The 25943-nt window shown below is 66.4% G+C and carries 28 protein-coding genes; 12 read left to right on the forward strand and 16 right to left on the reverse strand.

All coding sequences use genetic code 11. The features are described from left to right. Nucleotides 1-18: 18 nt before the first annotated feature. From rpsT to mutM, 4 genes are all read right to left on the reverse strand, one after another. A complete protein-coding gene (rpsT, locus tag AAFN88_RS02550) occupies nt 19-282 on the reverse strand; it encodes a 30S ribosomal protein S20 (RefSeq protein ID WP_347517950.1) in 264 nt (87 codons plus the stop codon). A gap of 147 nt (nt 283-429) precedes the next feature. Further along, on the reverse strand, nt 430-1206 hold the full coding sequence (locus AAFN88_RS02555; RefSeq protein ID WP_347517951.1) for an enoyl-CoA hydratase: 777 nt from the start codon (nt 1204-1206) through the stop codon (nt 430-432). A 94-nt stretch (nt 1207-1300) separates the two neighbouring features. Further along, nucleotides 1301-1693 carry a hypothetical protein gene (locus tag AAFN88_RS02560; RefSeq protein WP_347517953.1) on the reverse strand — a complete coding sequence of 131 codons (393 nt, stop codon included), beginning with the start codon at nt 1691-1693 and terminating at the stop codon, nt 1301-1303. 62 nt (nt 1694-1755) lie between these two features. Continuing rightward, on the reverse strand, nt 1756-2607 hold the full coding sequence (gene mutM / locus AAFN88_RS02565; RefSeq protein ID WP_347517955.1) for a bifunctional DNA-formamidopyrimidine glycosylase/DNA-(apurinic or apyrimidinic site) lyase: 852 nt from the start codon (nt 2605-2607) through the stop codon (nt 1756-1758). A gap of 87 nt (nt 2608-2694) precedes the next feature. On the opposite strand from mutM, the gene ubiE reads away from it, so the two are divergent. The 7 genes from ubiE to AAFN88_RS02600 all read left to right on the forward strand — a co-directional run bounded on the left by ubiE (nt 2695) and on the right by AAFN88_RS02600 (nt 9502). Next, on the forward strand, nt 2695-3501 hold the full coding sequence (gene ubiE / locus AAFN88_RS02570; RefSeq protein ID WP_347517957.1) for a bifunctional demethylmenaquinone methyltransferase/2-methoxy-6-polyprenyl-1,4-benzoquinol methylase UbiE: 807 nt from the start codon (nt 2695-2697) through the stop codon (nt 3499-3501). Between the two features lie 17 nt (nt 3502-3518). Next, nucleotides 3519-5114 (forward strand): 2-polyprenylphenol 6-hydroxylase, encoded by a 1596-nt coding sequence (gene ubiB, locus AAFN88_RS02575; RefSeq protein ID WP_347517958.1) that lies wholly within the window; start codon nt 3519-3521, stop codon nt 5112-5114. A gap of 100 nt (nt 5115-5214) precedes the next feature. Beyond that, nucleotides 5215-6426, forward strand: coding sequence for a bifunctional phosphopantothenoylcysteine decarboxylase/phosphopantothenate--cysteine ligase CoaBC (gene coaBC / locus AAFN88_RS02580; RefSeq protein WP_347517960.1), 1212 nt, complete (start codon nt 5215-5217; stop codon nt 6424-6426). Between the two features lie 47 nt (nt 6427-6473). Further along, nucleotides 6474-6956 (forward strand): dUTP diphosphatase, encoded by a 483-nt coding sequence (dut, locus tag AAFN88_RS02585; RefSeq protein WP_347517962.1) that lies wholly within the window; start codon nt 6474-6476, stop codon nt 6954-6956. A 3-nt stretch (nt 6957-6959) separates the two neighbouring features. Further along, nucleotides 6960-7415: an Rrf2 family transcriptional regulator gene (locus AAFN88_RS02590; RefSeq protein ID WP_347517964.1), complete on the forward strand. Its 456-nt coding sequence runs from the start codon at nt 6960-6962 to the stop codon at nt 7413-7415. 97 nt (nt 7416-7512) lie between these two features. Then, nucleotides 7513-8496, forward strand: coding sequence for a cysteine synthase A (gene cysK, locus AAFN88_RS02595; RefSeq protein WP_347517966.1), 984 nt, complete (start codon nt 7513-7515; stop codon nt 8494-8496). Between the two features lie 190 nt (nt 8497-8686). Then, the gene (locus AAFN88_RS02600) at nt 8687-9502 is read left to right on the forward strand and encodes a molybdopterin-synthase adenylyltransferase MoeB (RefSeq protein ID WP_347517967.1); all 816 of its coding nucleotides are present in this window, start codon (nt 8687-8689) and stop codon (nt 9500-9502) included. Nucleotides 9503-9566: 64 nt separating this feature from the next. Here the strand turns inward: AAFN88_RS02600 and AAFN88_RS02605 are convergent, their stop codons facing one another. Together AAFN88_RS02605 and AAFN88_RS02610 are read right to left on the reverse strand one after the other, a co-directional pair. Continuing rightward, nucleotides 9567-10037, reverse strand: coding sequence for a PIN domain-containing protein (locus AAFN88_RS02605; RefSeq protein WP_347517968.1), 471 nt, complete (start codon nt 10035-10037; stop codon nt 9567-9569). Then, nucleotides 10034-11176: an ImmA/IrrE family metallo-endopeptidase gene (locus AAFN88_RS02610; protein WP_347517969.1), complete on the reverse strand. Its 1143-nt coding sequence runs from the start codon at nt 11174-11176 to the stop codon at nt 10034-10036. Before AAFN88_RS02610 ends, AAFN88_RS02605 begins: the two co-directional genes overlap by 4 nt. 311 nt (nt 11177-11487) lie before the next feature. Between AAFN88_RS02610 and AAFN88_RS02615 the strand changes: the two genes are divergently transcribed. Beyond that, nucleotides 11488-12477 (forward strand): BMP family ABC transporter substrate-binding protein, encoded by a 990-nt coding sequence (locus tag AAFN88_RS02615; protein WP_347517970.1) that lies wholly within the window; start codon nt 11488-11490, stop codon nt 12475-12477. 63 nt (nt 12478-12540) lie between these two features. Here the strand turns inward: AAFN88_RS02615 and AAFN88_RS02620 are convergent, their stop codons facing one another. Next, a complete protein-coding gene (locus tag AAFN88_RS02620; RefSeq protein WP_347517972.1) occupies nt 12541-13527 on the reverse strand; it encodes a D-glycerate dehydrogenase in 987 nt (328 codons plus the stop codon). Between the two features lie 265 nt (nt 13528-13792). Here AAFN88_RS02620 and AAFN88_RS02625 point away from each other — a divergent pair, with 265 nt between their 5' ends. Further along, a complete protein-coding gene (locus AAFN88_RS02625) occupies nt 13793-14374 on the forward strand; it encodes an SH3 domain-containing protein (protein ID WP_347517973.1) in 582 nt (193 codons plus the stop codon). 224 nt (nt 14375-14598) lie between these two features. On the opposite strand, the gene AAFN88_RS02630 is transcribed toward AAFN88_RS02625, so the two are convergent. The 4 genes from AAFN88_RS02630 to irrA form a co-directional block, all read right to left on the reverse strand. Continuing rightward, complete coding sequence (locus AAFN88_RS02630) at nt 14599-15201, reverse strand: DUF3501 family protein (protein ID WP_347517974.1); 603 nt, start codon at nt 15199-15201, stop codon at nt 14599-14601. A 56-nt stretch (nt 15202-15257) separates the two neighbouring features. After that, nucleotides 15258-16604: a heterodisulfide reductase-related iron-sulfur binding cluster gene (locus tag AAFN88_RS02635; RefSeq protein WP_347517975.1), complete on the reverse strand. Its 1347-nt coding sequence runs from the start codon at nt 16602-16604 to the stop codon at nt 15258-15260. 222 nt (nt 16605-16826) lie between these two features. Continuing rightward, nucleotides 16827-17243: a rubrerythrin family protein gene (locus AAFN88_RS02640; RefSeq protein ID WP_347517976.1), complete on the reverse strand. Its 417-nt coding sequence runs from the start codon at nt 17241-17243 to the stop codon at nt 16827-16829. Between the two features lie 182 nt (nt 17244-17425). Continuing rightward, nucleotides 17426-17857, reverse strand: a complete 432-nt coding sequence (gene irrA, locus AAFN88_RS02645) for an iron response transcriptional regulator IrrA (protein ID WP_347517977.1) — start codon at nt 17855-17857, stop codon at nt 17426-17428. Between the two features lie 514 nt (nt 17858-18371). Between irrA and fabA the strand changes: the two genes are divergently transcribed. The 3 genes from fabA to AAFN88_RS02660 all read left to right on the forward strand — a co-directional run bounded on the left by fabA (nt 18372) and on the right by AAFN88_RS02660 (nt 21001). Further along, nucleotides 18372-18881: a 3-hydroxyacyl-[acyl-carrier-protein] dehydratase FabA gene (fabA, locus tag AAFN88_RS02650; protein ID WP_347517978.1), complete on the forward strand. Its 510-nt coding sequence runs from the start codon at nt 18372-18374 to the stop codon at nt 18879-18881. Between the two features lie 79 nt (nt 18882-18960). Further along, the gene (fabB, locus tag AAFN88_RS02655; protein ID WP_347517979.1) at nt 18961-20181 is read left to right on the forward strand and encodes a beta-ketoacyl-ACP synthase I; all 1221 of its coding nucleotides are present in this window, start codon (nt 18961-18963) and stop codon (nt 20179-20181) included. Between the two features lie 16 nt (nt 20182-20197). After that, entirely contained in the window at nt 20198-21001 is an 804-nt protein-coding gene (locus tag AAFN88_RS02660; RefSeq protein ID WP_347517980.1) for an SDR family oxidoreductase, read from the forward strand. Between the two features lie 24 nt (nt 21002-21025). Here AAFN88_RS02660 and AAFN88_RS02665 read toward each other — a convergent pair whose 3' ends face one another. The 5 genes from AAFN88_RS02665 to rbfA form a co-directional block, all read right to left on the reverse strand. Then, nucleotides 21026-21772, reverse strand: a complete 747-nt coding sequence (locus AAFN88_RS02665; RefSeq protein ID WP_347517981.1) for a glycerophosphodiester phosphodiesterase family protein — start codon at nt 21770-21772, stop codon at nt 21026-21028. Between the two features lie 93 nt (nt 21773-21865). After that, nucleotides 21866-23974 (reverse strand): polyribonucleotide nucleotidyltransferase, encoded by a 2109-nt coding sequence (pnp, locus tag AAFN88_RS02670; RefSeq protein ID WP_347517982.1) that lies wholly within the window; start codon nt 23972-23974, stop codon nt 21866-21868. Nucleotides 23975-24228: 254 nt separating this feature from the next. Further along, complete coding sequence (rpsO, locus tag AAFN88_RS02675) at nt 24229-24498, reverse strand: 30S ribosomal protein S15 (protein ID WP_193366672.1); 270 nt, start codon at nt 24496-24498, stop codon at nt 24229-24231. Nucleotides 24499-24516: 18 nt separating this feature from the next. Further along, the gene (truB, locus tag AAFN88_RS02680) at nt 24517-25473 is read right to left on the reverse strand and encodes a tRNA pseudouridine(55) synthase TruB (RefSeq protein ID WP_347517983.1); all 957 of its coding nucleotides are present in this window, start codon (nt 25471-25473) and stop codon (nt 24517-24519) included. Next, nucleotides 25463-25927, reverse strand: a complete 465-nt coding sequence (gene rbfA, locus AAFN88_RS02685; RefSeq protein WP_347517984.1) for a 30S ribosome-binding factor RbfA — start codon at nt 25925-25927, stop codon at nt 25463-25465. The genes truB and rbfA overlap by 11 nt, the downstream gene beginning before the upstream one ends. Between the last annotated feature and the right edge of the window lie 16 nt (nt 25928-25943).

Here is a 25943-nt window from a genome sequence, read left to right on the forward strand (position 1 = left end):
TTCCGGGCGGATGCGGAATCAGCCGATGGCTTTGACGCGGGCCGAGAGGCGCGACATCTTGCGCGACGCCGTGTTCTTCGGCAGGACGCCGCTGCGCACGCCGCGGGCCAACTCCGGCTGGGCCGCCTTCAGCGCGGTCTGGGCCGCCGTCTTGTCGCCGCTGGCGATCGCCAGTTCCACCGCCTTCACGTGGGTGCGAATGCGGCTGACGCGCGCGCCGTTGACGACGGCGCGGCGGGCGTTGCGACGGATCCGCTTCTTGGCAGATTGATGGTTTGCCATGTGCTTAAAACTTCGTACTCAGTGCATGAGGAAGGCGGGGTTATAGCCCCCGGCCCCAGCCTCGTCAAGCCGCCTTTCACACCCCGGCGAGCGGCGCGGAATCGCGGGAAATCAGGGTTAACGGCGGCGTCCCGCCGACGGCTCTCCTCAGCGGTGCTTCCAGGCCGGGGCGCGCTTCTCGGCGAAGGCGGTCATGCCTTCCTTCTGGTCTTCCAAGGCGAAGGTGCTGTGAAACACCCGGCGCTCGAACTTGATACCCTCGGCCAGGGTGGTCTCGTAGGCCCGGTTGACCGCCTCCTTGGCCATCATCACCACCGGCCGCGACAGCCCGGCGATCTTCGCGGCGGTCTTCTTGGCCTCGGCCAAAAGATCCGCTGCCGGAATGACACGCGCCACCAGACCGGCCCGTTCGGCCTCCTCGGCGTCCATCATGCGTCCGGTCAGGCACAGCTCCATGGCCTTGGACTTGCCGACGAAGCGGGTGAGACGCTGGGTGCCGCCGGAGCCGGGAATGGTGCCGATGGTGATCTCCGGCTGGCCGAACTTGGCGGTGTCGGCGGCCAGGATGAAATCGCACATCATGGCGATCTCGCAGCCGCCGCCCAGGGCGTAACCCGCCACCGCCGCGATCACCGGCTTGCGCGTCTGCGCAAGGCGCTCCCAGCCCACGGTGATGAAATCCTCGGCATAGGCCTGCTGATAGGTCTTGTCCTTCATCTCCTTGATGTCGGCGCCGGCGGCGAAGGCCTTCTCGGAGCCGGTGATGAGGATGCAGCCGATGGAGTCGTCGCCTTCCAGATCGTCCAGCGCCCGCCCCAGGTCCTCGATCAGCGCCTTGCACAGAGCGTTGAGCGCCTTGGGGCGGTTGAGGGTGACGATGCCGACGCCGTCTTCTTTCTCCACGGTGATGTTCTGGTAGCTCATGGCCTCTTCCTTCCTACCTCTCTTGATCGCGCCCGGCGGCATCTTCGCGCCACCGCTGTGCCGAATCGGCGACAATTCCCCCGTGACGGGATTCCTACTGCGGCGACAGCCTGAACTGAACGGTGAGGCGGCCGGCCTCCTCGCTGAGATCGAGCCTCAGCCGTTCGCCCTCGCGCAGATAGGCGCCCGCCGCTTCGCGCCGCCAGCCGAGCTGCGGCAGCGTCCGGTCGTAGAAGCCGTGCACCGCCGGCGCCGTCACCTCGCCCGCGGCGAAGGCTTCGACGATGCGCCCGCCCGGTTTATCGAAGACAAGGCCGCTGTCGGGCAGCGACTGCAAGCCGGGCATCAGCGGCAGGTCGGGAATGCCGGCAACGTAACCGTCCCCGGAACCGTCGCTCCCCTGCGCCAGAAGCGGCGCAGCGGGCGCAAGCAGGGCCAGCGCCAGCAGGGTGGCGAGAAGACGGCGGTGCAGCGGCGCGCGAAGCATGGCGGTTTCCTACCCCAGAGCCGCGCCCAGGGAAACAGAATCCTCGCGCGCCCGGTCCCGTCTCATCGTTGGCAATGCGAGCAATAGAAGGTGGAGCGCCCGCTCTGCACCAGGCGCTTGATCGCTGCGCCGCAGGCCTTGCAGGGCTCGCCCTCGCGGCCATAGACCGACCATTCGTGCTGGAAGTAGCCGAGTTCGCCGTCGGCCTGCACGTAGTCGCGCAGGGAGGAACCGCCGGCCTCGATGGCGCGGGTCAGCACCTGGCGCACCGCCGCCGCCAGCTTCTCCGCGCGCGCGCCCTGCACCGTATAGGCCTGGCGGCGCGGCGAGATTCCCGCGAAATAGAACGCCTCGCAGACATAAATATTGCCGAGCCCGGCCACCACGCGCTGATCCAGCAGCGCCGCCTTGATCGGCGAGCGCTTGCCCTTCAGGGCCGCGGCCAGGCCGGGGCCGTTGAAGTCGTTGCCCAGCGGCTCCGGCCCCAGGTCGCGCAGCAGGGGGTGGGTTTCCAGCGCGTCGGCGTCCACCAGGTCCATGATCCCGAAGCGCCGGGCGTCGTTGAAGCGGACCTCCACCCCGGCGTCGGTGGTGAAGATCACGTGGTCGTGCTTGTCCAGCGGCGGACGCGGGCCGCCCCTCGGTCCTTTTCGGGCCGGCGGCTCGACGATCGTCATGCGCCCGGACATGCCCAGGTGGCAGAGCAGCACTTGACCGTCGTCCAAGGACACCAGCATGTACTTGGCGCGCCGCCCGATGCGCTCCACCCGCAGGCCGGTCAGGCGCTTGGCGAAGTCCGCCGGCAAGGGAAAGCGCAGATCCGGGCGGCGCTGCTCGACCCGCTTCAGGCGGCGGCCCTCCAGTTTCGGGCGCAGGCCGCGCACCACGGTCTCGACTTCGGGCAACTCGGGCATCTCGGGACAAATCCGGCTAGACAGGGGGGCGCGGCGAAATGGCGCGCAGAGTAGCGCGCCGCCGCGGCCCGCGCTATGGTCCGCGCGATGAACGCAAACAAAGTTTCCGGGCCGCCGCGAGAGGCCGCCGAAGACGACGCCGGCAAGACCCATTTCGGCTACCGCGAGGTCGACGAGGGGGACAAGGCTTCGCTGGTGCGCGGCGTCTTCCAGTCCGTGGCCAGCCGCTACGATCTGATGAACGACCTCATGTCCGGAGGTATCCACCGGCTGTGGAAAACGTCCATGGTCGACTGGCTGAACCCGCGCCCGGGCATCGAGCTGCTGGACACCGCCGGCGGCACCGGCGACATCGCCTTTCGCGTCCTGGACCGCCTGGAAAAACAAGGCCTTCCCGGAGAAGGTCACGTCGTCGTCTGCGACCTGACGGCCGACATGCTGGCTGTGGGCCGCGACCGCGCCCTCGACCAGGGGCGGCTGCAGGGCCTCTCCTGGGTCTGCGGTGATGCCGAGCGCCTGCCGCTGCCCGACCGCTCGGTCACCGCCTACACCATTGCCTTCGGCCTGAGGAACGTCACCCACATCGACCGGGCGCTGGCCGAGGCGCGCCGGGTGCTGAAGCCCGGCGGTCGATTCCTCTGCCTGGAGTTCAGCCGCGTTGTCCTGCCGGTCTTCGCCGACCTCTACGACCAGTACTCCTTCAAAGTGCTGCCGGCCATGGGCGCCGCCGTCGCCGGAGACCGCGAGTCCTACCTTTATCTGGCGGAGTCGATCCGCCGCTTTCCGCCACAGGAGGAGCTCGTCCAGATGATGGGCGCGGCCGGGCTGTCCCAGGTCCGCTACCGCAATCTCTCCGGCGGGATCGCCGCGCTGCATTCCGGCTGGCGCATTTAACCGAAACAGCGACAATCATGCTTCGTACACTCCGGTCCCTGCTGCGCTTCCAGCGCATCGCCCGCACTCTGGCGCGCCACGACGCCCTGGCGCCGTTGGAGGAGATGGGCGTGGCGCCGGGTCTCGTCTGGTTCGCCCGCCGCTTCTCGCGCCGCCAGGCGGAGGGCCGGCCCGGCGAGAAACTGGCCCGCGCCCTCACCGAGATGGGACCGAGCTTCATCAAACTGGGCCAGGCCCTCTCCACCCGCGCCGACCTGGTGGGCGAGCAGATCGCCCTGGACCTGGCGGAGCTGCAGGACCATCTGCCGCCCTTCGACACGGCGCTGGCGCGCGAGATCATCGAGGAGGAGCTGGGCCGGCCGGTCGAGGAGCTGTTCCTTTCCTTCGACGCGGACCCGGTTTCCGCCGCCTCCATCGCCCAGGTCCACCACGCCACCGTGGCCCCGGACCCCAGGGAAGAAGAGGGCGGGGACGCCGAGGACCGTCAGCGCGAGCCGCGACAGGTGGCCGTGAAGGTCCTGCGGCCCGGCATCGAAAAGGCCTTCGACCGCGACCTGGAGTTTTTCTACTGGGTCGCCGAGGTGATCGAGACGACCCAGCCGAAGCTGCGCCGCTTCCGCCCGGTCGAGGCGGTGGGCGTCTTCGAGAACACCGTGCGCCTGGAGATGGACCTGCGCATGGAAGGCGCCGCGGCCTCGGAACTGGCGGAGAACTTCGCCGGGGATCCGACCTACAACGTCCCGGCCATCGACTGGCGGCGGTCCTCGCGCCGGGTGCTGACCATGTCGCGGGTCAGCGGCATTCCCATGGACGACCGCGCCGCGCTGCAAGCCGCCGGACACGACCTGACCGACGTCCTGACCAAGGCGGCGGGCATCTTCTTCAACCAGGTCTTCCGCGACGGCTTCTTCCACGGCGACCAGCACCCCGGCAACATGTGGGTCGACCGCGAGGGCAACATCCTGGCCGTCGACTTCGGCATCATGGGACGCATGGACTGGCGCACCCGGCGCCACCTGGCGGACATGCTGATCGCCACCCTGGACGGCGACTACCATCGCCTGGCCGCGGTCTACATGGAGGCCGGCTACCTGCCGCAGGTGCGTCCCGGGGGCCCCGACCTGGACGTCTTCGCCCAGGCGCTGCGCTCGGTCTGCGAGCCCATCGCCGGGCGGCCGCTGAACGAGATTTCCTTCGCGCGGCTGCTGGCGCAGCTCCTGCGCCTCACCGAGTCCTTCGAGCTGCCGGTGCAGCCGCAGTTGCTGCTCTTGCAGAAGAACATGCTGATGGCCGAAGGCGTGAGCCGCAGCCTCGACCCCTCGCTCAACATCTGGACCCTGGCCCAGCCCCTGATCGACGCCTGGATGCGCGAGAACCGCGGCCCCGAGGCGCGCCTGCGCGAGGGCGTGGCGGACGTGCTGCACGGGCTGCGCCAGCTCCCCGTCCTGGCCGACAACCTGGAGCGCGCCACCGAGGAGTTGGCCGCCGGGCGCATCCGCCTGCACCCGGAAACCATCGCGCGCCTCACCAACCGTCCGGGCGGGAATCTGGGGCGCTGGGCCTTGCCCGTGGCCGTCGCGGCCCTGGCCATCGCCCTGGCCGCTCTCTTCTAATCGGCTGTAAAACCGTCAGAATCGCACTTTGCTTGCCTTCGAGCAGGCGAATCCCTAGGTTATTCACGTTTCATTGCCGTAAAATAAGAGTTTTACCGCCGTGCTGACCGGAAAACGGGTTCTCCTGATCGTCTCGGGAGGAATCGCCGCCTATAAATCTTTGGAGCTGATCCGCCGCCTGAAGGAAAAGGGCGCGGCGGTGCGCTGCGTGCTGACCCGGGCCGGAGCCCAGTTCGTGACGCCGCTGTCGCTCTCGGCGTTGAGCGGCGACAAGGTCTACGGCGAGCTCTTCGACCTCACCGACGAGGCGGAGATGGGCCACATTCAGCTGTCGCGCGACGCCGACCTGCTGGTGGTGGCGCCGGCCAGCGCCGACCTGCTGGCCAAGATGGCCCAGGGCCGCGCCGACGATCTGGCCTCCACCGCGCTGCTGGCCACCGACAAGCCGGTGCTGGCCGCCCCGGCGATGAACGTGCGCATGTGGGAGCATCCGGCGACCCGGGCGAACATCGCCACCCTGAAGCAGCGCGGCATCCTCACCGTCGGTCCCAACGAGGGCGACATGGCCTGCGGCGAGTACGGCTTCGGACGCATGGCCGAGCCGCAAGAAATTCTCGCTGCCATCGAGGCCAGCCTCGGCGCAGCCAAAACCGGCGCGGGACCCTTGAGCGGCCTGCGCGCCCTGGTGACCAGCGGGCCGACCCACGAGCCCATCGACCCGGTGCGCTATATCGCCAACCGCTCCTCCGGCAAGCAGGGCCACGCCATCGCCACCGCCCTGGCGCGCCACGGCGCCGAGACCACCCTGGTCTCCGGCCCCAGCGGGTTGCCGGACCCCGAGGGCCTGAAGACCGTACACGTGGAGACCGCGCAGGAGATGCTGGCCGCCTGCCGCGCCGCCCTGCCGGTGGAGATCGCGGTCTGCGCCGCTGCCGTGGCCGACTGGCGCGCCGCCGCCGCGGCCCAGCAAAAGCTCAAGAAGGACAACGGCGTTGCCGCCGCCCTGGAGCTGACGCAGAACCCGGACATCCTGGCCGAGCTGTCGCAGGCAGGCCCGGAGCGCCCCAGCCTGGTGGTCGGCTTCGCCGCCGAAACCGAGAAGGTGGTCGAGCAGGGCCGCGCCAAGCTGACGCGCAAGGGCTGCGACTGGATCCTCGCCAACGACGTGGCGCCGGGCACGGCGACCTTCGGCGGCGACGACAACCTGATCCACCTGATCACCGCCGAGGGTGTGGACGACTGGCCGCGAATGACCAAGACGGAGGTGGCCGAGCGCCTCTGCCGTCAGATCGCCGCGACCCTCGGACGCTAAACAAGACGAAGAACGACAAGAACCTGACAGGGACCGCGTAGACCGACATGACCGCTCTCAGCGTTGCCATCAAGCGCCTCGACCACGCCGCCGACCTCAGCCTGCCCGCCTATGCCACCAGCGATTCCGCCGGCATGGACCTGCTGGCCGCCGTCGAGGAGACGGTGACGCTGGCCCCGGGCGAACGCCGGCTCATCCCCACCGGCATCGCCATCGCCCTGCCGCCGGGCACCGAGGCGCAGGTGCGCCCGCGCTCCGGCCTGGCCTTGAAGCAGGGCGTCACGGTGCTGAACGCCCCGGGCACCATCGATGCCGACTATCGCGGCGAGGTAGGCGTGATCCTGATCAACCACGGCGACCGGCCCTTCGTCATCGAACGCGGCAGCCGCATCGCCCAGATGGTGGTGGCGGCCTATGCCCGCGTCGCCTGGTCGGTGAGCGACGACCTGGAGGAAAGCGCGCGGGGCGCCGGGGGTTTCGGGTCGACCGGCATCGCCTCGCAGACGAACAATGCCGCAGCGGGTGACTGAACCATGCTGAGACTTTCCAAGAAACTGCTCTTCGCCATCGAGGCCGTGGTCGACATCGCCTATCACGCCGGCGCCGGCCCGGTGCGCTCCACCGACATCTCGCGCCGCCAGGGCATCCCGCGGCGCTACCTGGAGCAGGTGCTGCAGCAGCTCGTGCACCACGACATCCTCTCCGGCCAGCGCGGACCGAAAGGCGGCTACCGCCTGGCACGCGAACGCCGGCGCATTTCGGTCGGGGAAATCATCCGCGTCGTGCGGCAACTGGAAGGCACCAGCGATCCGGCCGCCGATACCGAAGGCTCCGAGCTGGGCGTGAAGGTGCTGCGGCCCATCTGGCGGGATATGCAGCGCCAGATGATGGAACGCTTCGACAACATGACGGTCGAGGAGCTCTGCGAGAAGGCGCGCGAAGAGGGGATCACCAGCGAGGCCCGGCAGATCACCGATTTCACCATTTGAATTGCAGAGCCCGGATGGCTTGCCCATCTGAGGACCCGATGGCTTGCCCATCTGAAAAACGTCAAGACGCACCACTTCAGGGAACGGACGGCGCACCATGGAAGCAGCAAAGGCAGAGGCCCGCGCCCAAGAGACGGGCGAATTCCGCGGCAGGGTCTACGACTCCATCCTCGACACCATCGGCGCGACGCCCATCGTGCGCGTGAAAAGGCTGGCCGCCGCCTACGGCGTCAAGGCCGACGTTGCCGGCAAGTGCGAGTTCTTCAATCCGCTGGCTTCGGTGAAAGACCGTATCGGCCTGGCCATGGTCGAGGCGCTGGAGCGCGAGGGCAAGCTGAAGGAAGGCGGCATGATCGTCGAGCCGACCAGCGGCAACACCGGCATCGCGCTGGCCTTCGTCTGCGCCGCCAAGGGCTACCGCCTGATCCTCACCATGCCGGAGACCATGTCGCAGGAGCGCCGCAAGATGCTGCGCCTGCTGGGCGCCGAGTTGGTGCTGACCGACGGCGCCAAGGGCATGACCGGCGCCCTGGCCAAGGCCGAGGAGATCCTGGCCGAGAATCCCGGCGCCGTCATGCCGCAGCAGTTCAACAACCCGGCCAACCCGGCGGTCCACGAGCGCACCACGGCGGAGGAGATCTGGCGCGACACCGGGGGCAAGGTGGACGTCGTCGTCTCCGGCGTCGGCACCGGCGGCACGCTGACCGGCGTCGGCCGCGTCCTGAAGGCGCGCAAGCCCAGCGTGAAGATGGTCGCGGTGGAGCCGGAGGACAGCCCGGTGATCTCCGGCGGCCAGCCCGGCCCGCACAAGATCCAGGGCATCGGCCCCGGCTTCATTCCCAACAACCTGGACACCGGCCTGATCGACGAGGTTCTGCCCATCGGCAACGACACCGCCTTCCGCATGGCGCGCAAGGCGGCCGCCCTGGAGGGCCTGCCCATCGGAATCTCCTCCGGCGCCGCCCTCTGCGCGGCCATGGAGATCGGCGAGCGCCCGGAAATGGAAGGCAAGCTGATCGTCGCCATCCTGCCGTCCTTCGCCGAACGCTACCTCTCCACCGCGCTCTTCGAGGGGCTGTAAGGAGTTCATTTTCGTTGTCATGCTCGGGCTTGACCCGAGCATCCATGCCAAGGCCGCACCGGACCGGCGCAAGCTGAGACATGGACCCTCGGGTCAAGCCCGAGGGTGACGACCCAGTAGCGGAGACGTCCGAGCGCCACCGCCTCACACCCCCTTTGTCCAACCGGCTCAAGACGCTAGACTTCGCCCCATGGATTTCAGCGACGACCAGATCGACCGCTACGCGCGCCACCTGGTGCTGCCGGAGATCGGCGAAGAGGGCCAGGAAAAGCTGCTGAAGGCCCGGGTGCTGGTGATCGGCGCCGGCGGCCTCGGCTCGCCGCTGCTGCTCTACCTCGCCGCCGCCGGCGTCGGCACCCTGGGCATCGTCGACGACGACGTGGTCGACCTCTCCAACCTGCAGCGCCAGGTGCTGCACGACACCGCCAACGTCGGCATGGCCAAGGTCGAGTCGGCGCGCCGCCGCATCGCCGAGATCAATCCCGAAGTGACGGTCGAGGCGCTGGGCCAGCGCCTTTCGCCGGACAACGCCCTGGACCTGATTTCGCGCTACGACCTGGTGGCCGACGGCTCCGACAACTTCCCGACCCGCTATCTGGCCAACGACGCCTGCTACCTGGCGGGCAAGACCCTGGTCTCCGCCGCCATCATGCGCTTCGACGGCCAGCTCTCCACCTTTAAGGCCCACGACGGCGGGACACCCTGCTACCGTTGCCTCTTCGGCCCGCAGCCCGGCGACCCCAAGGAAAGCTGCGCCGATGTGGGAGTCCTTGGCGCCCTGGCCGGGACCCTGGGCGCGCTGCAGGCCAACGAGGTGGTGAAGGAGATCCTCGGCATCGGCACCTCCCTGGCCGGAAGCCTTGTGCTCTTCGATTCCCTGGAGACCACCTTCCGCAAGGTGAGCGTGCCGCGCGACCCCGACTGCGCCCTCTGCGGCTCCCAGGCGACGATCCGCGACTTGAAGACCGTGGACTACCGGACCGGCGAACCGCTCTGCGCGGTTTAGGGCTGCGATTTACTCCAGCTCCAGCAGCCGGAAATGAGGAAGCTAGTTTGAGTCCGGTAGTAGCCTAGAATTCCCAGTCCTCAGCTTCCATGAACCCTTCTAGGGTCAGCCAGTTGATGCCAAAATGCTCGCAAATGTTTGGAATCTTCGAGGCGTTTGGCCTCAATGCTTCCGATGTTACTACCGTTCTTTCGTCGACTTGCGCCCTCGCAATCACAAATGGATCCGCGTTCTTCCCGCCCTTCAGTATCTTTTGCAGTTCGATGTTCTGCTGGAAGTGCGGAACCCTATATATCTCACCAACAAATGCGCCTTGCGCAGCCGTCGGGGGCGGGAAAAGGTTCATATTCTCGTTGGCCCAACCCCTAAGGCTTTCTATTGGACCGTCTTCTATCTCACGATGAACTTCTCGCGTGGAAACAATGCGCCCATCGGCGACTAGTTCGTCATACTCGCGCCAGAGCGACGGAAACCTGCCTCGGTAGAAGTTCCGAAACAGTGGTGAGAAGGCAGACGTGTCAAAGACGTAGCTCACACACTGCCTCGCGCAAAATACTCTTCGAGAACGGCTAGGTTCCGAGGCTTAGTATCGAGATACTCAGCAAGCTGAGTCTCATCAATCCGGTTTGAGTGAAACTGCTTGAATGCAAGCCCGATGTAGTCGCGTCCGAGATAGGCGATCTTTGTGTTGTACCAATTGCCTCCTCCGCCACCTCCACGTTGAGCGGCCCATTCAGTAGCAGCTTCAGTGTAAGCAGCCTGTTCAATAAGGCCGCGGTCGAGGAACTTCCGAAAAACCACCTCTCGGCTAACGTGGAAATGTGCTGCAATTTCGGCAGCCGTTTCCTCCGATGCTGGTTTGCCCTGAAGCGTGTTCTCAAATGCCTCATCAGGAATGAGGAACTGCGCAGAAAAACGATTGCAAAGAATCTCGATGCGTCTCGCGTCGTTCGCCAAGTCGGGTATATAGCTATCTTCGAAAGTGTCGATCCCACTCGTATGAAAAAGCAAATGCGCAAGTTCATGGAATAGCGTGAAAATTTGCCGCGTCTTGGCCACGCTATTGTTGGCATAGATCACCGGAAACACGTCATCGTACAGGCAGAATCCCGAGTATTCTGGAACTCGGAATGCGTCCTTGAAGACCGATATCCCTACCTCGCCAAGAGTGTCACGCCAGTTCGCCAATGCGGTGTCGTCATCTTGCCATGCGCACTGTTGTTCCAATGAGACGCCCAAGTAAGCCCGTACTTGCTCGGCCATCTCGGTGACCTCGACGTTTGTAGGGAACCCTAAGTCATGCGAGATCAGACGATCAGCCGGGTTAGTTCCTTGATTCAGTTCGACAAGGTTTAGTTGCAGCGCCTTGGCTTTGCGCAGCAGGAGGCGAACTTGACTAGGAATACCGTCGAATTGCTGATCTGGAAGAGTGCGAAATGATTCGCGAATAGGGGGAACCGCAGGCGGTTCAGGAAAAAAGAAAACTGCGATTGGTACTTTGAACCGTTCCGAGAGCTGCTCCAACTGCACGTAGGTCGGAAAGATGTCGTTCTCGATGTCCTCCCAAGCTTCAATCTTCTTGAAAGTTTTTGATGCCTCCTCAATCGAAATCCCTGCTCGCTCACGAGCCCAGGTAATCAAACGTGCAGTGACAGGGATTTGCTCTCTCGACATAAGCTTTGTTCAGAACCCTGCGCAAATTTCGTCTGGTGTCGGACAGATGCACTGGGAATCACCGCCACATGACTAACCGACGCCCGAATCGTATGGCAACGGCTGGGCTATTGCTAGAAGCGGAACGACACTAGCGACTCGGCTTGGCCCAACTGCATCTCTCGCCCCAGAATCTTGCCCGCAATAGAACGCCCCTCAATGGTTGCATATGCTAAAGACAGACTCAACCTTTGAAGGGCACTGTCTTCCGGCTGCTTCGAAAATCGCCTAGAGTCCAAGACCTTGTCACCTGCCGCTCCGGGAGCCGCCGCTTGACCTGCCGTCCGATCCTGCTCGCCGCTCTGCTCGGCCTCTTTGCCTCCGTAGCCGTCGCAAAACCCGCCGTCGTCTATTCCGTCGGCGGCAAGTTCGACGGCTCCTTCAACGAGGCCGCCTACAACGGCGCCCAGCGCTTCAAGGAGGAGACCGGCAAGGACTACGCGGAGTTCGAGATCGCCAACCAGGCGCAGAGCGAGCAGGCGCTGCGCAACTTCGCCCAGCGCGGCTTCTCGCCCATCGTTGCCATCGGCTTCACCCACGCCTCGGCTTTGGCGAAAGTAGCCCCGCAGTTTCCGAAAACCCGCTTCGCCATCGTCGACAGCGTCGTCGAGGCGCCCAACGTGCAGTCCGTGGCGTTCCGGGAAGAGGAAGGGTCCTACGTGGTGGGTATCCTGGCGGCCATGGCTTCCAAGACCGGCACCATCGGCTTCGTCGGCGGCATGGACATCCCCCTGATCCGCAAGTTCGCCTGCGGCTACATCCAGGGCGCGCGCAGCGCCGATCCCAAGGTGAAGGTGCTGGTCAACATGACCGGGCCGACGCCGGCGGCCTGGAGCGACCCTGTGCGCGGCGGCGAGCTGGCGCGCTCCCAGATCGAGCAGGGCGCGGATGTCATCATCCAGGCGGCCGGCGGCACCGGCATCGGCGTGCTGCAGGCGGCGGCCGACGCGGGCGTCCTGGGCATCGGCACGGACTCCAACCAGAACGGCCTGCATCCCGGCAAGGTGCTGACCTCCATGCGCAAGCGCGTCGACAACGTGGTCTACGACAACTTCGTCACCGCGCTGGACGGCACCTGGCAGCCCGGCCTCCAGGTCATGGGCCTGGCCGAGGGCGGCCTGGACTGGGTCATCGACGACGACAACCTGCGCCTCATCACCCCGCAGATGGAAGCCGCCGCCGAGGCGGCCGAGGAAGCCATCGCCGGCGGCGGCATCCAGGTGCATAACATCACCCGAGACGGCCCCTGTCCGGTGCATTGATTGACCCGGCGCATTGATTGGCCCGGTACAGTAGTTGGAACGCAGCAGTGCCGGAAAGGCCGCTTAGAACATCGTCTCCAGGACGCGGTCCGGCGGGGTGTGGCCGTCGACGAAGGTCTTGATGGAGATGATGACCTTCTCGCCCATGGCGATGCGCCCCTCGATGGTGGCCGAGCCCATGTGCGGAAGCAGCACCACGTTGTCGAGGCGGATCAGCTTGGGATTGACCGCCGGCTCGTGCTCGAAGACGTCGAGGCCGGCGCCGGCGATCTCCCCGGCTTCCAGGGCGCGGGTCAGGGCGTTCTCGTCCACCACCTCGCCGCGCGAGGTGTTGACGATGTAGGCGTCCTCGCGCAGCAGCTTGAGGCGGCGCGCCGAGAGCAGGTGGAAGGTGGCCGGGGTGTGCGGGCAGTTGATGGAGATGATGTCCATGCGGGACAGCATCTGGTCCAGGCTCTCCCAGTAGGTCGCCTCCAGCTCCTCCTCCACCGAGGGGTGCACGCGCCGGCGGTTGTGATAGTGGATCGACATGCCGAAGCCCTTGGCCCGGCGCGCCACGGCGCTGCCGATGCGGCCCATGCCGATGATGCCCAAACGCTTCCCGTTCACCCGGTGGCCGAGCATGCCGGTGGGCGCCCAGCCCTGCCACTCGCCGGTGCGCACCAGGCGCTCGCCCTCGGCCAGGCGCCGCGGCACCGAGAGGATCAGCGCCATGGTCATGTCCGCGGTATCCTCGGTCAGCACGCCCGGGGTGTTGGTCACGGTGATGCCGCGCTGGCGCGCCGTCTTCAGGTCGATGTGGTCGACGCCGGTGCCGAAGGAAGCGATCAGCTTCAGCTGCGGGCCGGCCTGGGACAGCACCGACGCGTCGATGCGATCGGTCACCGTCGGCACCAGAACCTCCGCCTGCTTCACCGCCTCGATGAGCTGCGCTTGGCTCATCGGCTTGTCCTCGATGTTCAGATGACAGTCGAAGAGCTCCATCATCCGCGTCTCGATGACGTCGGGCAGCCGGCGGGTGACGATAACGCGGACCTTCTTATGGGGCATTGCTTCCTAACTCGAACTGCGGGCCGGGAAGGCCACGGTCATGACCATGCGATGGGCGTAGAGCATGAAAGCCCGCGGGACCGGCCAAGCCTCCGGCGTCCCCGGGGTTCGCGCCTTGCCATAGCAGGCGGGGCGGCGGCTTGTCCAGGGGACAGCCCACTTTCCGGGGCGCCGCCGGACCGGGCCGCGGATATTCCGGGGGCAGGGCGGGGCCGGCGGCCGGGCCGTCTTGACCCGGCGCCCGGGCGAGGGGTAGGAGGAAAACATGCCGAGGCTTCTTCCGCTGGCCGCCTTCGCCTGGAGCGCGCTCTTCACCGTCCTGCTGATTTGGGGCTGGAGCGCCCCTGCCTGGCCGCAGGAAGCCGCCGGGAGCGCTGCCGGGAGCGGGGGAGCAGGATCCCAGGCGCAGGGCCGCCCGGCGCCGCCGGGGCGCACGGGTCTGCCGCTGCCGCGTTTCGTGACCCTGCGCGCCGACGAGGTGAACCTGCGCATCGGCCCCGGCATCCGCTACCCCATCGACTGGGTCTACCACCGCGCCGGCCTGCCGGTGGAGATCATCGACGAGTTCGACACCTGGCGGCGCATCCGCGACTGGCAGGGCACCGAGGGTTGGGTGCACCAGTCCATGGTCCAGGGCCGGCGCGGCATCCTGATCACCGGCAAGCGCCACACCCTGCGCCGCCGCCCGGAGGCCGGAGCCCCCGGCGTGGCCCTGGTCGACGCCGGGGTGGTGGGAGTGCTGGAACGCTGCGAGACCGACTGGTGCGAAGTCGGCGTCGGCGGCTACAGCGGCTGGCTGGAGCGCGGCGCCTTCTACGGCCTCTATCCCGGCGAGAAGGTGGAATAAGGAAGGAAGCCGCTGTTACCTGGCTTCTCCGAGCCTGGTAACCCGTCGCGACAGCGGAGCGGTCACTTTTCCTGTCACCCTCGGGCTTGACCCGAGGGTCCATTTTGCCGGCGCAGGGGCGGCGGAACCATGGATGCTCGGGTCAAGCCCGAGCATGACGATTGGAGAAGTGGCGGCGCTGGTGCACCGCCCCGACGGGGCAACCGGCCTCGTTACGAGACCCTTCAGTCGAAGTCCTGGGCCAGGGCGCCCCGCGCGTCCTCGGAGAGGATGGTCATGTGGGCGTATTCCGGGTGAGTGAAACCCAGGATGACGCGGGTTCCCGGAGCCTTGAACTTTTCGGCCTGGGCGTCGGTGAAGGGGAAGTGGATGAACTGCACCGAGGAGGCCTTGCCGTCGGCGGTGGTGCGGTCCACGTCGTCTTCCGGCGTGCCGGCGATGCGCTCGCCGTCGATCTCGAAGAAGGCCGTCTCCTCGATGCCGCCCAGCTTGGCGAGGAAGGTCTTGCGGCGCTGGGCGTCGTCGATCTCGAACATCACCGTGGCGACCAGTTCGCGGCCCTGCGGGATCAGCGGGTTGTAGGCGCTGAGCTCGTCGGCGATCTGCTCCTCGCCGCCCTTTTCGATGTAGAGCATCTCGTGGACCTGGGCCCACATGGTCTCGTAGTTCTCGAAATAAAAGGTGCAGACCGGGCCGATGTCCTGGCGGCGGAACTTCTTCTTGGCGACGAGGTCGCGGCGCAGCTCGCGGCGCTCGGCCTCGTAGGCCGCCATCGGAAGAATGTCTTCGCGGGTGATCTCTTTCTTCATGGCAAGTCCGGTGCTCATCTCGTTCAGCTCCTCTCTATTTGAGGCCGGCGGCGCGGGCCCGCCCCCCCTTCGGCCTAGTCGGCCAGGCCGTAGGCCTTGGCGAAGAGCTCGATGGGGTGGTAGCTGCGCGCGACCTCGGGTTTGTTCTCCATCTGCAGGCGGTCGATGCCCTGCAGGATGTGCTGACCCGCCAGCGGGCACTCGGAGGCCACGTAGGCCTTGCCGGCCTGCGCGGTCTGCCGTGCCGCGGTGCGCCCGACCTTGATGGCGGTGTCGAAATTCTCCTTCAGCACGCCCCAGGAGCCGCCGTGGCCCGAGCAGCGCTCGACGACCTTCACGTCGGCCTCGGGCATGAGGCGCAGCATCTCCGCGGCCTTGGCGCCGATGTTCTGGGCGCGGGCGTGGCAGGCCATGTGCAGGGCGACGCCGCCTTCCAGGGTGCCCAGGCCCTCGGCCAGGCCTTCCTTCTTGGCGATGTCGACCACGTACTCGGTGATGTCGAAGGTATGCTGCGAGAGCTTCTTCACCGTGTCGTTGTCCGGCAGAATCAGCGGCCACTCGAACTTCAGCATCAGCGCGCAGGACGGCGTCAGCGCGACGATGTCGTAGCCCTTGTCGACCCACTCGCAGAGCTCGGCGGAGACGCGCCTGGCGGACTCGGCGACCTTCTCGATGTCGCCCTGCTCGAGCTGCGGCATGCCGCAGCAGGAGGGATAGACGACCTCGGTCTCGACGCCGTTCTTGGCCAGCACCTTGCGGGCGGCGGCGCCGATGTCCGGGTTGTTGTAGTTCACGAAGCAGGTGGCGTAGAAGGCCACCTTGCGGCCCTTGGCCGGGGCGTCGGGATTGACCGCCGGGACGTCGTCCTTGGCGCGCAGGGCGAAGGTCTTGCCGTGGAACTTCGGCAGGTCGGCCTCGCGGTGCACGTCGGCGACCTTCTCCATGATCGGGCGCGTCAGCTTGTTCTTGGTGTCGCCGGCCCAGTTCACCAGCCCCGGCGCCATGCCGGCCAGCTTGCCGTTGCGGTCGGTCTTGGTGAGCTGCTCGACGCGGCCGTCGACGTGGCCGCGCTTCCGCTCGGCGGCGCGGTAGCGCAGCATGAGGTGCGGGAAGTCGATGTTGAACTCATGGGGCGGCACGTAGGGGCAGCTCACCATGAAGCACATGTCGCACAGCGTGCAGGCGTCGACGACGGGCTTGTAGTCGGCCTTGTCGACGCTATCCAGTTCGCCGGTCTCCGACTCGTCGATAAGGTCGAAGAGGCGCGGAAAGGAGTCGCAGAGATTGAAGCAGCGCCGGCAGCCGTGGCAGATGTCGAAGACCCGCTCGACCTCGGCGTTCAGCTTGTCCCAGTCGTAGAAATCCGGATCGTTCCAGTCGATCGGGTGACGCACCGGGGCATTCAAACCACCTTCGCTCATGACTTCCCCTCGCTGATGTCGCGCAGAACGGACCGGCGGGCGCCGGACTGAATGAATGGATGTTTTCCTTACGCTGCAAGTCGCAGGGGCTGGCGCGGCGGCCCCTTCGCGGCGAACCGCCGCTCCAGTCCTGCACTTACACGAGAGATCCGGAGAGGAGCGGAGAGACGGCGCGTCGCGGCGTGACGCCTCCCCGATCCCGCAGCCGGATCAGGCCCCGGATCAGGCCATCGTGTCGAGGGCCTTCTGGAAGCGGCCGGCGTGGCTTTTCTCAGCCTTCGCCAGGGTCTCGAACCAGTCGGCGATTTCGTCGAAACCTTCCTCGCGGGCCGTGCGGGCCATGCCGGGGTACATGTCGGTGTACTCGTGGGTCTCGCCGGCGATGGCGGACTTGAGGTTCAGCGTGGTGTCGCCGATCGGCTCGCCGGTCGCGGGGTCGCCGACTTCCTCGAGGTACTGCAGGTGACCGTGCGCGTGGCCGGTCTCGCCCTCGGCGGTCGAACGGAAGACCGCGGCAACATCGTTGTAACCCTCGATGTCGGCCTTCTGCGCGAAGTAGAGATAGCGGCGGTTGGCCTGGCTCTCTCCCGCGAAGGCTTCCTTGAGATTGGCTTCGGTCTTCGAGTTCTTAAGCGACATGGCTTTGTCTCTCCTGTAGGTGAGATTTTCGATCCTGTTATCGGGGCTTCTCCGCCTTGTCCGACGCCAGAACTGCGGCCGGAAGGCGCCCCTTCACGAGAGACTAAATAGACCTCCGGCGGAGGCCTGTCAATTATTTAGAACAATTCTAATGAGATTTTTAAGGTATGGGCGAAGCAGCGTTATTCGCCGCGCTCATTGACCCGGATGATGACGTCGACGCGGGCCACCTTGGCGCCGGCGGGCGCCGGCGGCAGGTTTTCGAGCCGCACCATCTCGCCCGGAATGTCCTGCAAGCGGCCGCTGTCCTCGAAATAGAAATGGTGGTGCTCGGTGACGTTGGTGTCGAAGTAGGAGCGTCCGGACTCCACCACCACCTCGCGCAGCAGCCCGGCCTCGGTGAACTGGTGCAGGCTGTTGTAGATGGTGGCGAGCGAAACCCGCACGTTCTCGGCGACCGCCTCGGCGTGCAACTGCTCCGCCGTGATGTGGCGGTCGCAGCCTCCCGGCGCCTCGAACAGAAGCTTGGCCAGAGCCAGCCGCTGGCGGGTCGGGCGCAGGCCAGACACCTTGAGGCGCTGGACCAGCGCGCTGTAGGGACGATCCTTGGTCATTGCATCCCGATATGTAGATCTCGGCTGCCGGAATTAAAGTGGCAATTACAGTCTTATGTCAACTTCTTTGGAACAAGTTTAAATATCAGGGAAATTCTATCGTCGCCGCGCCGGCCATTAACCATGGCGGGTCAGGCGCAGCCCCGTTTCCGCAAGCGGCGGCGGCGCGGTGGGCGGGAGCCCGCGCGTCCCCCGGGCGGGCGAGGACGCCGCGAGGCCTGGAGGGAACGGAGCCGGGGCGCAGCTCACTTCGCACGCCATGCGAAGCTGTTTGACAGCCCTTCTCCTATGCTATAGTTCGCGAGGCGTTGGCCGGAACTCCTCTGGACGCCAGGGGAATTCGTGCGGCAACGCTTTTTGTCGTGGTGTCGTTCCGGGGACTGCCTATCTTTAGGAAACGGCGGTTCCGCGGAGGCGGCCACGGGAAAGCGAAGAGGGTCGGCAGCACAGCGAAGGTCCCGGACCCGCCGGGGCTGCCGATCGATAGGAACGAGTGCCGGACTGGGTGGATCTATTGACCGAGCGAAAGAACAGTTTTCCTTACGAAGATCTGCTGAAGTGTGCGCACGGTAAGCTCTTCGGTCCTGGTAATGCGCAACTGCCCCTGCCGCCGATGCTGATGTTCGATCGCATCACCGAAATTCGCGAAGACGGCGGCGAGCACGGCAAAGGCCAAATCGTGGCCGAAATGGATATCAAGCCCGATCTCTGGTTCTTCGATTGCCATTTCGAGGGCGATCCGGTCATGCCGGGATGCCTGGGCCTCGACTCCCTTTGGCAGCTCCTCGGCTTCTTCCTCGGCTGGCTCGGCGCCCCGGGGCGCGGGCGGGCGCTGGGCGTCGGCGAGGTCAAGTTCAGCGAGATGGTGACGCCGACGGTGAAGATGGTGAGCTATCAACTGGACCTGAAGCGGGTGCGCATGGGCCGGCTGGTCCTGGGCATCGCCGACGGGATCATGAAGGCCGACGGCAAGCCGATCTACGAAGCCAAGGATCTGAAGGTGGGACTCTTTCAAAGCGCCTGAGGCGGGCGCGGCACGCCCCAGGCCGGACAGTCGAACCTAGAAACACCAGTACCACAGTCGCAGGACGGACAGGTTTTATATGCGCCGAGTCGCTGTCACCGGCATAGGCATCGTCTCCAGCATCGGCAACAACAAGGCCGAGGTGATCGACGCTTTGCGGACCGGTCGCTCGGGTATCGAGTTTTGCGATACCTATGCGGAAATGGGCTTTCGCAGCCATGTCCATGGCTCCTTGAACATCAATCTGGACGATCACATCGATCGCAAGACCAGGCGGTTCATGGGCGATGGCGCGGCCTACAACTACGTCGCCATGCGCGAAGCCATCGCCGATGCCGGCCTGACCGAGGCGGAGATCTCGCACGAGCGCAGCGGCCTGGTCATGGGCTCCGGCGGTCCCTCGACCTCCAACCAGGTCGAGGCGGCGGACCTGGCGCGCACCAAGGGCCCCAAGCGGGTCGGCCCCTACATGGTGCCGCGCTGCATGTCGTCGACCAACTCGGCGAACCTGGCCACGGCCTTCAAGATCAAGGGCCTCAGCTATTCCATCTCTTCGGCCTGTTCGACCTCCGCGCATTGCGTGGGCAACGGCGCCGAGCTGATCCAGTTGGGCAAGCAGGACATCGTCTTCGCCGGCGGCGGCGAGGAGCTGCACTGGACGCTGACGGTGCTCTTCGACGCCATGGGCGCGCTGTCCAGCGGCTACAACGACACGCCGCAGCGCGCCAGTCGCGCCTACGACAAGGACCGCGACGGCTTCGTCATCTCCGGCGGCGGCGGCGTCGTCGTGCTGGAGGAACTGGAGCACGCCAAGGCGCGCGGCGCCAAGATCTACGGCGAGGTGGCCGCCTATGCCGCGACCTCCGACGGCGCCGACATGGTGGCGCCCTCCGGCGAGGGCGCGGCGCGGTGCATGCGCCTGGCCATGCAGGGCCTGGGCAACACGCCGGTCGACTACATCAACGCCCACGGCACCTCGACGCCGGTCGGCGATGTCACCGAGCTGAACGCGATCCGCGAGGTTTTCGGCGCGGACATGCCGCGGGTGTCCTCCACCAAGTCGCTTACCGGCCACTCGCAGGGCGCCACCGGCGTGCACGAAGCGATCTACTCGCTGCTGATGATGGACAACAATTTCGTCGCCGCTTCGGCGAACATCGAGACTCTCGATCCCGAGGCCGAGGGCATGCCGATCGTGCGCGAGTTGGAAGACAACGTGCAGCTCAACTGCGTCATGTCCAACAGCTTCGGCTTCGGCGGCACCAACGCCAGCCTTGCCTTCAAACGCTTCGAGAGATAGAGGGCGGGCTCGGTAAATGGCTGGGTTGATGGCCGGCAAGCGCGGCCTGATCATGGGGGTGGCCAACGACCACTCCATCGCTTGGGGTATCGCCAAATCCCTTCACGACCACGGCGCCGAACTCGCCTTCACCTACCAGGGCGCGGCCTTCGAGCGCCGCGTGCGGCCCTTGGCGGCCTCGGTCGGCTCCCAGACGGTACTGCCCTGCGACGTCGAGCAGGAAAGCGAGGTCGCAGGCGCCTTCGACGAACTGGGCAAGGGCTGGGGGACCGTCGACTTCGTGGTCCACGCCATCGCCTATTCCGACAAGGAAGAGCTGAAGGGCCGCTATCTCAACACCAGCCGCGCCAACTTCCGCCGCACCCTGTCGATTTCCTGCTATTCCTTCACCGCCGTGGCGCGCCAGGCCGCGGCGATCATGCCCAACGGCGGCAGCCTGATGACGCTGACCTATCTGGGCGCCGAGCGGGTGACCCCCAACTACAACGTCATGGGGGTGGCCAAGGCGGCGCTGGAGGCCAGCGTGCGCTATCTGGCCGCCGACCTGGGCGAGCAGGGGATTCGCGTGAACGCCATCTCCGCCGGGCCCATGCGCACCCTGGCCGGCTCGGCCATCGGCGACGCGCGCTTCGTCTTCGGCTGGAACCGCGACCATGCGCCGCTGAAGCGCAACGTGCTGCTGGAAGAGGTCGGCTCGGCCGGGCTCTACCTCGCTTCCGACCTGTCCAAGGGCGTCACCGGCGAAGTGCATTACGTCGACGGCGGCTACAATATCGTCGGCATCCCCTCACCGGGGCGCATGAGCCGCTCGGGCGAGTAGGCGCTTCCCGGTTTTCTCCCCGGATCAGCCCAGAGCCGGGACCAGCAAGTCCGGACGGTCGGTGATGAGGCAGTCGACGCCCTTGTCGAGCAGCCGCCGGCCGGCCCTTACCCCGTTCACGGTATAGACCGCAAAGGCATAGCCCGCGGCCTTCACCGCCGCCACGTCGGCGCGGCGGGTGCGCCGCCAGTACAGGTGCATCGAGACGCAATCCAGCTCCGCCATGGCCTGGCGCCAGTCGGCGGGAAACTCCTCGGCCAGCAGGCCGCGCGGCCAGTCCGGCGCAACACGCTTCGCCGCCGCCAGGGACGCGCGCTCGAAGCTGCTGATCAGCGGCGCGGGCCGGTCGGCCGGCCAGAGTTTCCGCAGCCGGGTCAGCGCCGTCTCGGCCGTTTCGACGGCCAGGCCCTTCGTCGGCTTGATCTCGACATTGGGGGTGAGGCCGAGCTCCAGCAGGCAGGCGGCGGTCTCCTCCAGGCTCGGCACCCGGCATTCGGGCTGCCCCCGGAAACGCAGGCCGGCGGCCTTGCTGTACTTCTGCGTGAAGTGCCGGGTGGCGTCGAGGCCGCGCACGACGGCGAGCGGCGTCCGGGCCATCTCGCCCTCGGCGCCGGTGGTGCGCCGCAAGGTATCGTCGTGGAACAGCACCGGCTGGCCGTCGCCGGTCAGCATCACGTCGAACTCGACCCAGGTGACGCCGGCCGCGGCGGCGGCCCTCATCGAGGCCAGGGTGTTCTCCGGCGCCAAGGCCTTGGCGCCGCGGTGGCCCATGACTCTCGGGAGCCGCAAAGAAAAAGCCGGCGGAGAGGTCATGTCGCCATCACCCCGCCGCCGGCCCGTATTCCCGAATGAAGCGCCGAGACCTTAGCTGGCCTTGGCCTCCAGGTCCTCGCCGGTCTCCTGGTCCACGCGCTTCATGGACAGCTTCACCTTGCCGCGGTCCATGCCGATGCACTTCACCTTCACCGCGTCGCCTTCCTTGACCACGTCGGTCACGGTGTTGACGCGCTCGGGCGCCAGCTCGCTGATATGCACCAAACCGTCGCGCGGACCCAGGAAGTTCACGAAGGCGCCGAAGTCGACGACCTTCACGACCTTGCCGTTGTAGATCACGCCGACTTCCGGCTCCGCCACGATGGACTTGATCCAATCCAGCGCCGCCTGGCCCTGGTCCTGATCGACCGCGGCGACCTTCACGGTGCCGTCGTCCTCGATGTCGATCTTGGCGCCGGTCTCCTCGCAGATCTCACGGATGACCTTGCCGCCGGTGCCGATCACGTCGCGGATCTTGTCCTTGGGGATGGTGATCACGGTGATGCGCGGGGCGTTCTCAGACACGCCTTCGCGCGCCGAGGTCAGGGCCTTGTTCATCTCGCCGAGAATGTGCAGGCGCCCACCCTTGGCCTGATTGAGCGCAACTTCCATGATCTCCTTGGTGATCGAGGTGATCTTGATGTCCATCTGCAGCGAGGTGATGCCGGCTTCGGTGCCGGCCACCTTGAAGTCCATGTCGCCGAGGTGATCCTCGTCGCCCAGGATGTCGGACAGCACGGCGTAGTCGTCGCCTTCCTTGATCAAGCCCATGGCGATGCCCGCCACCGGCCGGGCCAGCGGTACGCCGGCATCCATCAGCGCCAGCGAGGAGCCGCAGACCGTCGCCATGGAGGAGGAGCCGTTGGACTCGGTGATCTCGGAAACCACGCGGATGGTGTAGGGGAAGTCTTCCTTGGTCGGCAGCAGCGGCCGGACGGCACGCCAGGCCAGCTTACCGTGGCCGATCTCGCGCCGGCCCGGGGCCAGGCGGAAACTGCACTCACCCACCGAATAGGGCGGGAAGTTGTAGTGCAGCATGAAGTGTTCGCGGTAGCTGCCTTCCAGGGAATCGATGAGCTGCTCGTCCTGGCCGGTACCCAGCGTGGTGGTCACCAGGGCCTGGGTTTCGCCGCGGGTGAAAAGCGCCGAGCCGTGGGTCAGCGGCAAAACGCCGACCTCCGCCAGGATCGGGCGGATGTCCGTGGTGGAACGCCCGTCGATACGCTTGGTACCCTTCAGGATGTTGCCGCGCACGACGTCGGCTTCCAGCGACTTGAAGAGTCCGGAAGCAACTTCCTTTTCCTCGTCGCTGAGGTTCTCGACGGCGCCCTCGCGCACCGCGGCGACCTTGGACTGGCGGGCCAGCTTGTCGACCTCGGTATAGGCCTCGGCCAGCTTGTCCATGATGCCGCCGGCAATGAGCTTGCTCTTGACCTCTTCGACCTCGGGGGCCGGGGCCGGAACCTCCATCGGCTCCTTCGCGCAGCGCTCGGCCAAGGCGATGATGCCGTCGATGACCGGCCCCATCTGCTCGTGACCGAAGGCCACCGCGCCCAGCATGATCTCTTCGGAAAGCTCATGGGCCTCGGACTCGACCATCAGCACGCCCTCGCGGGTGCCCGCCAGGACCAGGTCGAGGGCGGAGTCCTCCATCTCGTCCATCAGCGGGTTCAGGATGTACTCGCCGTCCTTGTAGCCGACGCGCGCACCACCGATCGGACCCAGGAAGGGCAGGCCGGAAATGGTAAGCGCGGCCGAGGCGCCGACCATGGCGACGACATCGGGGTCGTTCTCCATGTCGTGGCTCAGCACGGTGCAGATCACCTGAGTCTCGTTCTTGTAGCCCTTGGCGAAGAGCGGGCGGATCGGCCGGTCGATGAGGCGGGAGGTCAGGGTTTCCTTCTCCGAAGGCCGGCCCTCGCGCTTGAAGAAGCCGCCGGGGATCTTGCCCGCGGCAAAGGTCTTCTCCTGGTAGTTCACGGTGAGCGGAAAGAAATCCATGCCCGGGCGCGGCGCGGACTCGCCGACGGCGGTGCAGAGCACCACGGTCTCGCCGTAGGTCGCCAGCACGGCGCCGTTGGCCTGGCGCGCGATGCGGCCGGTTTCCAGGGTCAGCTTGCGCCCGCCCCACTCGATTTCCTGCTTATGTATATCAAACATTCTTTTAGGTCCTTCCAACCTAGCGCCGGTCGGTATTTGCCAGATAGCAAAGCGCCGGACCCGCGCAAAGGGCGCCCGTCCCGGGGATCTTCCCCTGAACGCCCCTTACGTCGGCCCGGCCCTCAAAAGACCATCGTGCCGGCGTTGTCACGATGTCACTTACGTTCATTCCGTCCATTCGTCCGTTTCCACGGCGCCGCCCCTGGCCTGGGCAAGACGACGGCGCCGCGGCACGGTTCCTTCAGGTCCTGGCCTTAACGGCGCAAGCCCAAGCGCTGGATCAGGCCCTCGTAACGGGACTTGTCCTTGCTCTTCACGTAGTCCAGCAGGCGCCGGCGTTGACCGACCATGACCAACAGGCCGCGGCGCGAGTGGAAATCCTTCTTATGAGTCTTGAGATGCTCGGTGAGGTTGGTGATCCGCTCGGTGAGGATCGCGACCTGGACCTCGGGCGAGCCCGTGTCACCGGTGTGGGTGCCATACTCTTCGACCAGCGCAGTCTTGCGCTCGGCAGTGATCGACATCGCTATGTCTCCATTAAACTAAAGGTTCAGAACCCGGACCGGACGGATGTCGCCTGCTTCGTAACGGGCCAGCGCCACCGGCTTGCCGCCGGTTGTGGTAAAGACGATGGATCCGTTGCTGAGCTCGCTGATGCGATCGCGGTTGGCGCGCGCCACCATGGACACGGCCTGCCCGCAACGCAGGCGGTTCGCCTCGGTCTCGGAAAGATCCAGCGCCGGGATGTCGTCCAGCGCTGTCTCCACCGGGAGCACCTGCTCCAAGGCGGCGGGACTATGCCCCATTGATTCCAGGGAATCCAGCGAAATCGCGTCGGCCTCAGTAAACGGCCCCACGGTTAATCTTCGCAACTCTACGATGTGGGCGACGGTTCCGGTCGCCCGCCCCAGGTCGCGCGCCAGGGAACGCATATAAGTGCCCTTGCCGCAGTGGACCTCGAAAACCGCGTGGTCGCGGTCCGGCATGGCCTCCAGGGTGATGGCGTGGACCGTGACCTTGCGCGGCTTCAGCTCGAAGTCGGCCTGGGCGCGGGCCAGGTCGTAGGCGCGCTGGCCGCCCACCTTGATGGCCGAATAGAGCGGCGGAATCTGCTCGATCTCGCCGGTAAAGCGCGGCAGCACGGCGCGGATCTCTTCTTCGCCCGGGCGGTGCGGGTGCTCCTCGATCACCTTGCCCTCGGCGTCGTCGGTCTCCGTCGCCTGGCCCCAGCGCAGGGTGAAGCGGTAGCTCTTGCGGCCGTCCATCACGTAGGAAACCGTCTTGGTGGCCTCGCCCAGGGCGATGGGCAGCAGGCCGCTGGCCAGGGGGTCCAGGGTGCCGCCGTGGCCGACCTTGCGCGGTTTGAGGATGCGGCGCACCCGGCCGACCACCTGGGTGGAGGTCAGGCCCAGCGGCTTGTCGATCACCAGCCAGCCGTTGACCGCCAGACCCTTCTTGCCGCCCGGAGGGTTGCCGCTGGGAGGCGCCTCACTGGCCATCGGGATCGCTCTCGCCGCCGTCGGGGAGATCCTCGGGATGAACGTCCTGCAGGACCTTGGGGTGATGCAGGATCTCGTTGATGTGGGCGGCCTCGTCGAAGGAGCGGTCGGCCTGGAACGACAGCCGCGGCGTGAAGCGAAGCCGCACCTCGTGGCCGAGCTGGCCGCGCAGGAAACTGGCGGCATGGTTCAGCGCCGCGACGATGCCTTCCAGGTTGCCGCCGCCCAGCGGCACCACGAAGGCCGTGGCGTTCTTCAGGTCCGGGCTGACCCGCACCTCCGTCACCGTCAGGTTGACCTCGGCCAAATGGGGGTCGCGCAGTTCGCCGCGCGCCAGCACCTGCGAGAGGGCATGGCGCAGCTCCTCGCCGACCCGAAGTTGGCGCTGGCTTCGGCCCTGTGCGGGCTTATGTCCGGATTTGCCGCGCCCCTTGGCGCCTCGCGATAGAGCCATGACTGGATTCCGGGAC

The sequence above is a fragment of the Pelagibius sp. CAU 1746 genome, assembly GCF_039839785.1.
In the GTDB taxonomy this organism is placed as follows: Bacteria; Pseudomonadota; Alphaproteobacteria; order Kiloniellales; family Kiloniellaceae; genus Pelagibius.

Coding starts and splice junctions, on each gene's coding strand:
- dut (WP_347517962.1), top strand. CDS start 6,474: ATGACCGCTCTCAGCGTTGCCATCAAGCGCCTCGACCACGCCGCCGAC.
- AAFN88_RS02640 (WP_347517976.1), bottom strand. CDS start 17,243: ATGTCGCTTAAGAACTCGAAGACCGAAGCCAATCTCAAGGAAGCCTTC.
- rbfA (WP_347517984.1), bottom strand. CDS start 25,927: ATGGCTCTATCGCGAGGCGCCAAGGGGCGCGGCAAATCCGGACATAAG.
- AAFN88_RS02630 (WP_347517974.1), bottom strand. CDS start 15,201: ATGAGCACCGGACTTGCCATGAAGAAAGAGATCACCCGCGAAGACATT.
- AAFN88_RS02625 (WP_347517973.1), top strand. CDS start 13,793: ATGCCGAGGCTTCTTCCGCTGGCCGCCTTCGCCTGGAGCGCGCTCTTC.
- pnp (WP_347517982.1), bottom strand. CDS start 23,974: ATGTTTGATATACATAAGCAGGAAATCGAGTGGGGCGGGCGCAAGCTG.
- AAFN88_RS02610 (WP_347517969.1), bottom strand. CDS start 11,176: ATGTCGAGAGAGCAAATCCCTGTCACTGCACGTTTGATTACCTGGGCT.
- AAFN88_RS02560 (WP_347517953.1), bottom strand. CDS start 1,693: ATGCTTCGCGCGCCGCTGCACCGCCGTCTTCTCGCCACCCTGCTGGCG.
- rpsT (WP_347517950.1), bottom strand. CDS start 282: ATGGCAAACCATCAATCTGCCAAGAAGCGGATCCGTCGCAACGCCCGC.
- AAFN88_RS02600 (WP_347517967.1), top strand. CDS start 8,687: ATGGATTTCAGCGACGACCAGATCGACCGCTACGCGCGCCACCTGGTG.
- truB (WP_347517983.1), bottom strand. CDS start 25,473: ATGGCCAGTGAGGCGCCTCCCAGCGGCAACCCTCCGGGCGGCAAGAAG.
- irrA (WP_347517977.1), bottom strand. CDS start 17,857: ATGACCAAGGATCGTCCCTACAGCGCGCTGGTCCAGCGCCTCAAGGTG.
- ubiB (WP_347517958.1), top strand. CDS start 3,519: ATGCTTCGTACACTCCGGTCCCTGCTGCGCTTCCAGCGCATCGCCCGC.
- AAFN88_RS02660 (WP_347517980.1), top strand. CDS start 20,198: ATGGCTGGGTTGATGGCCGGCAAGCGCGGCCTGATCATGGGGGTGGCC.
- fabB (WP_347517979.1), top strand. CDS start 18,961: ATGCGCCGAGTCGCTGTCACCGGCATAGGCATCGTCTCCAGCATCGGC.
- AAFN88_RS02555 (WP_347517951.1), bottom strand. CDS start 1,206: ATGAGCTACCAGAACATCACCGTGGAGAAAGAAGACGGCGTCGGCATC.
- AAFN88_RS02590 (WP_347517964.1), top strand. CDS start 6,960: ATGCTGAGACTTTCCAAGAAACTGCTCTTCGCCATCGAGGCCGTGGTC.
- cysK (WP_347517966.1), top strand. CDS start 7,513: ATGGAAGCAGCAAAGGCAGAGGCCCGCGCCCAAGAGACGGGCGAATTC.
- AAFN88_RS02635 (WP_347517975.1), bottom strand. CDS start 16,604: ATGAGCGAAGGTGGTTTGAATGCCCCGGTGCGTCACCCGATCGACTGG.
- AAFN88_RS02620 (WP_347517972.1), bottom strand. CDS start 13,527: ATGCCCCATAAGAAGGTCCGCGTTATCGTCACCCGCCGGCTGCCCGAC.
- ubiE (WP_347517957.1), top strand. CDS start 2,695: ATGAACGCAAACAAAGTTTCCGGGCCGCCGCGAGAGGCCGCCGAAGAC.
- rpsO (WP_193366672.1), bottom strand. CDS start 24,498: ATGTCGATCACTGCCGAGCGCAAGACTGCGCTGGTCGAAGAGTATGGC.
- AAFN88_RS02665 (WP_347517981.1), bottom strand. CDS start 21,772: ATGGGCCACCGCGGCGCCAAGGCCTTGGCGCCGGAGAACACCCTGGCC.
- mutM (WP_347517955.1), bottom strand. CDS start 2,607: ATGCCCGAGTTGCCCGAAGTCGAGACCGTGGTGCGCGGCCTGCGCCCG.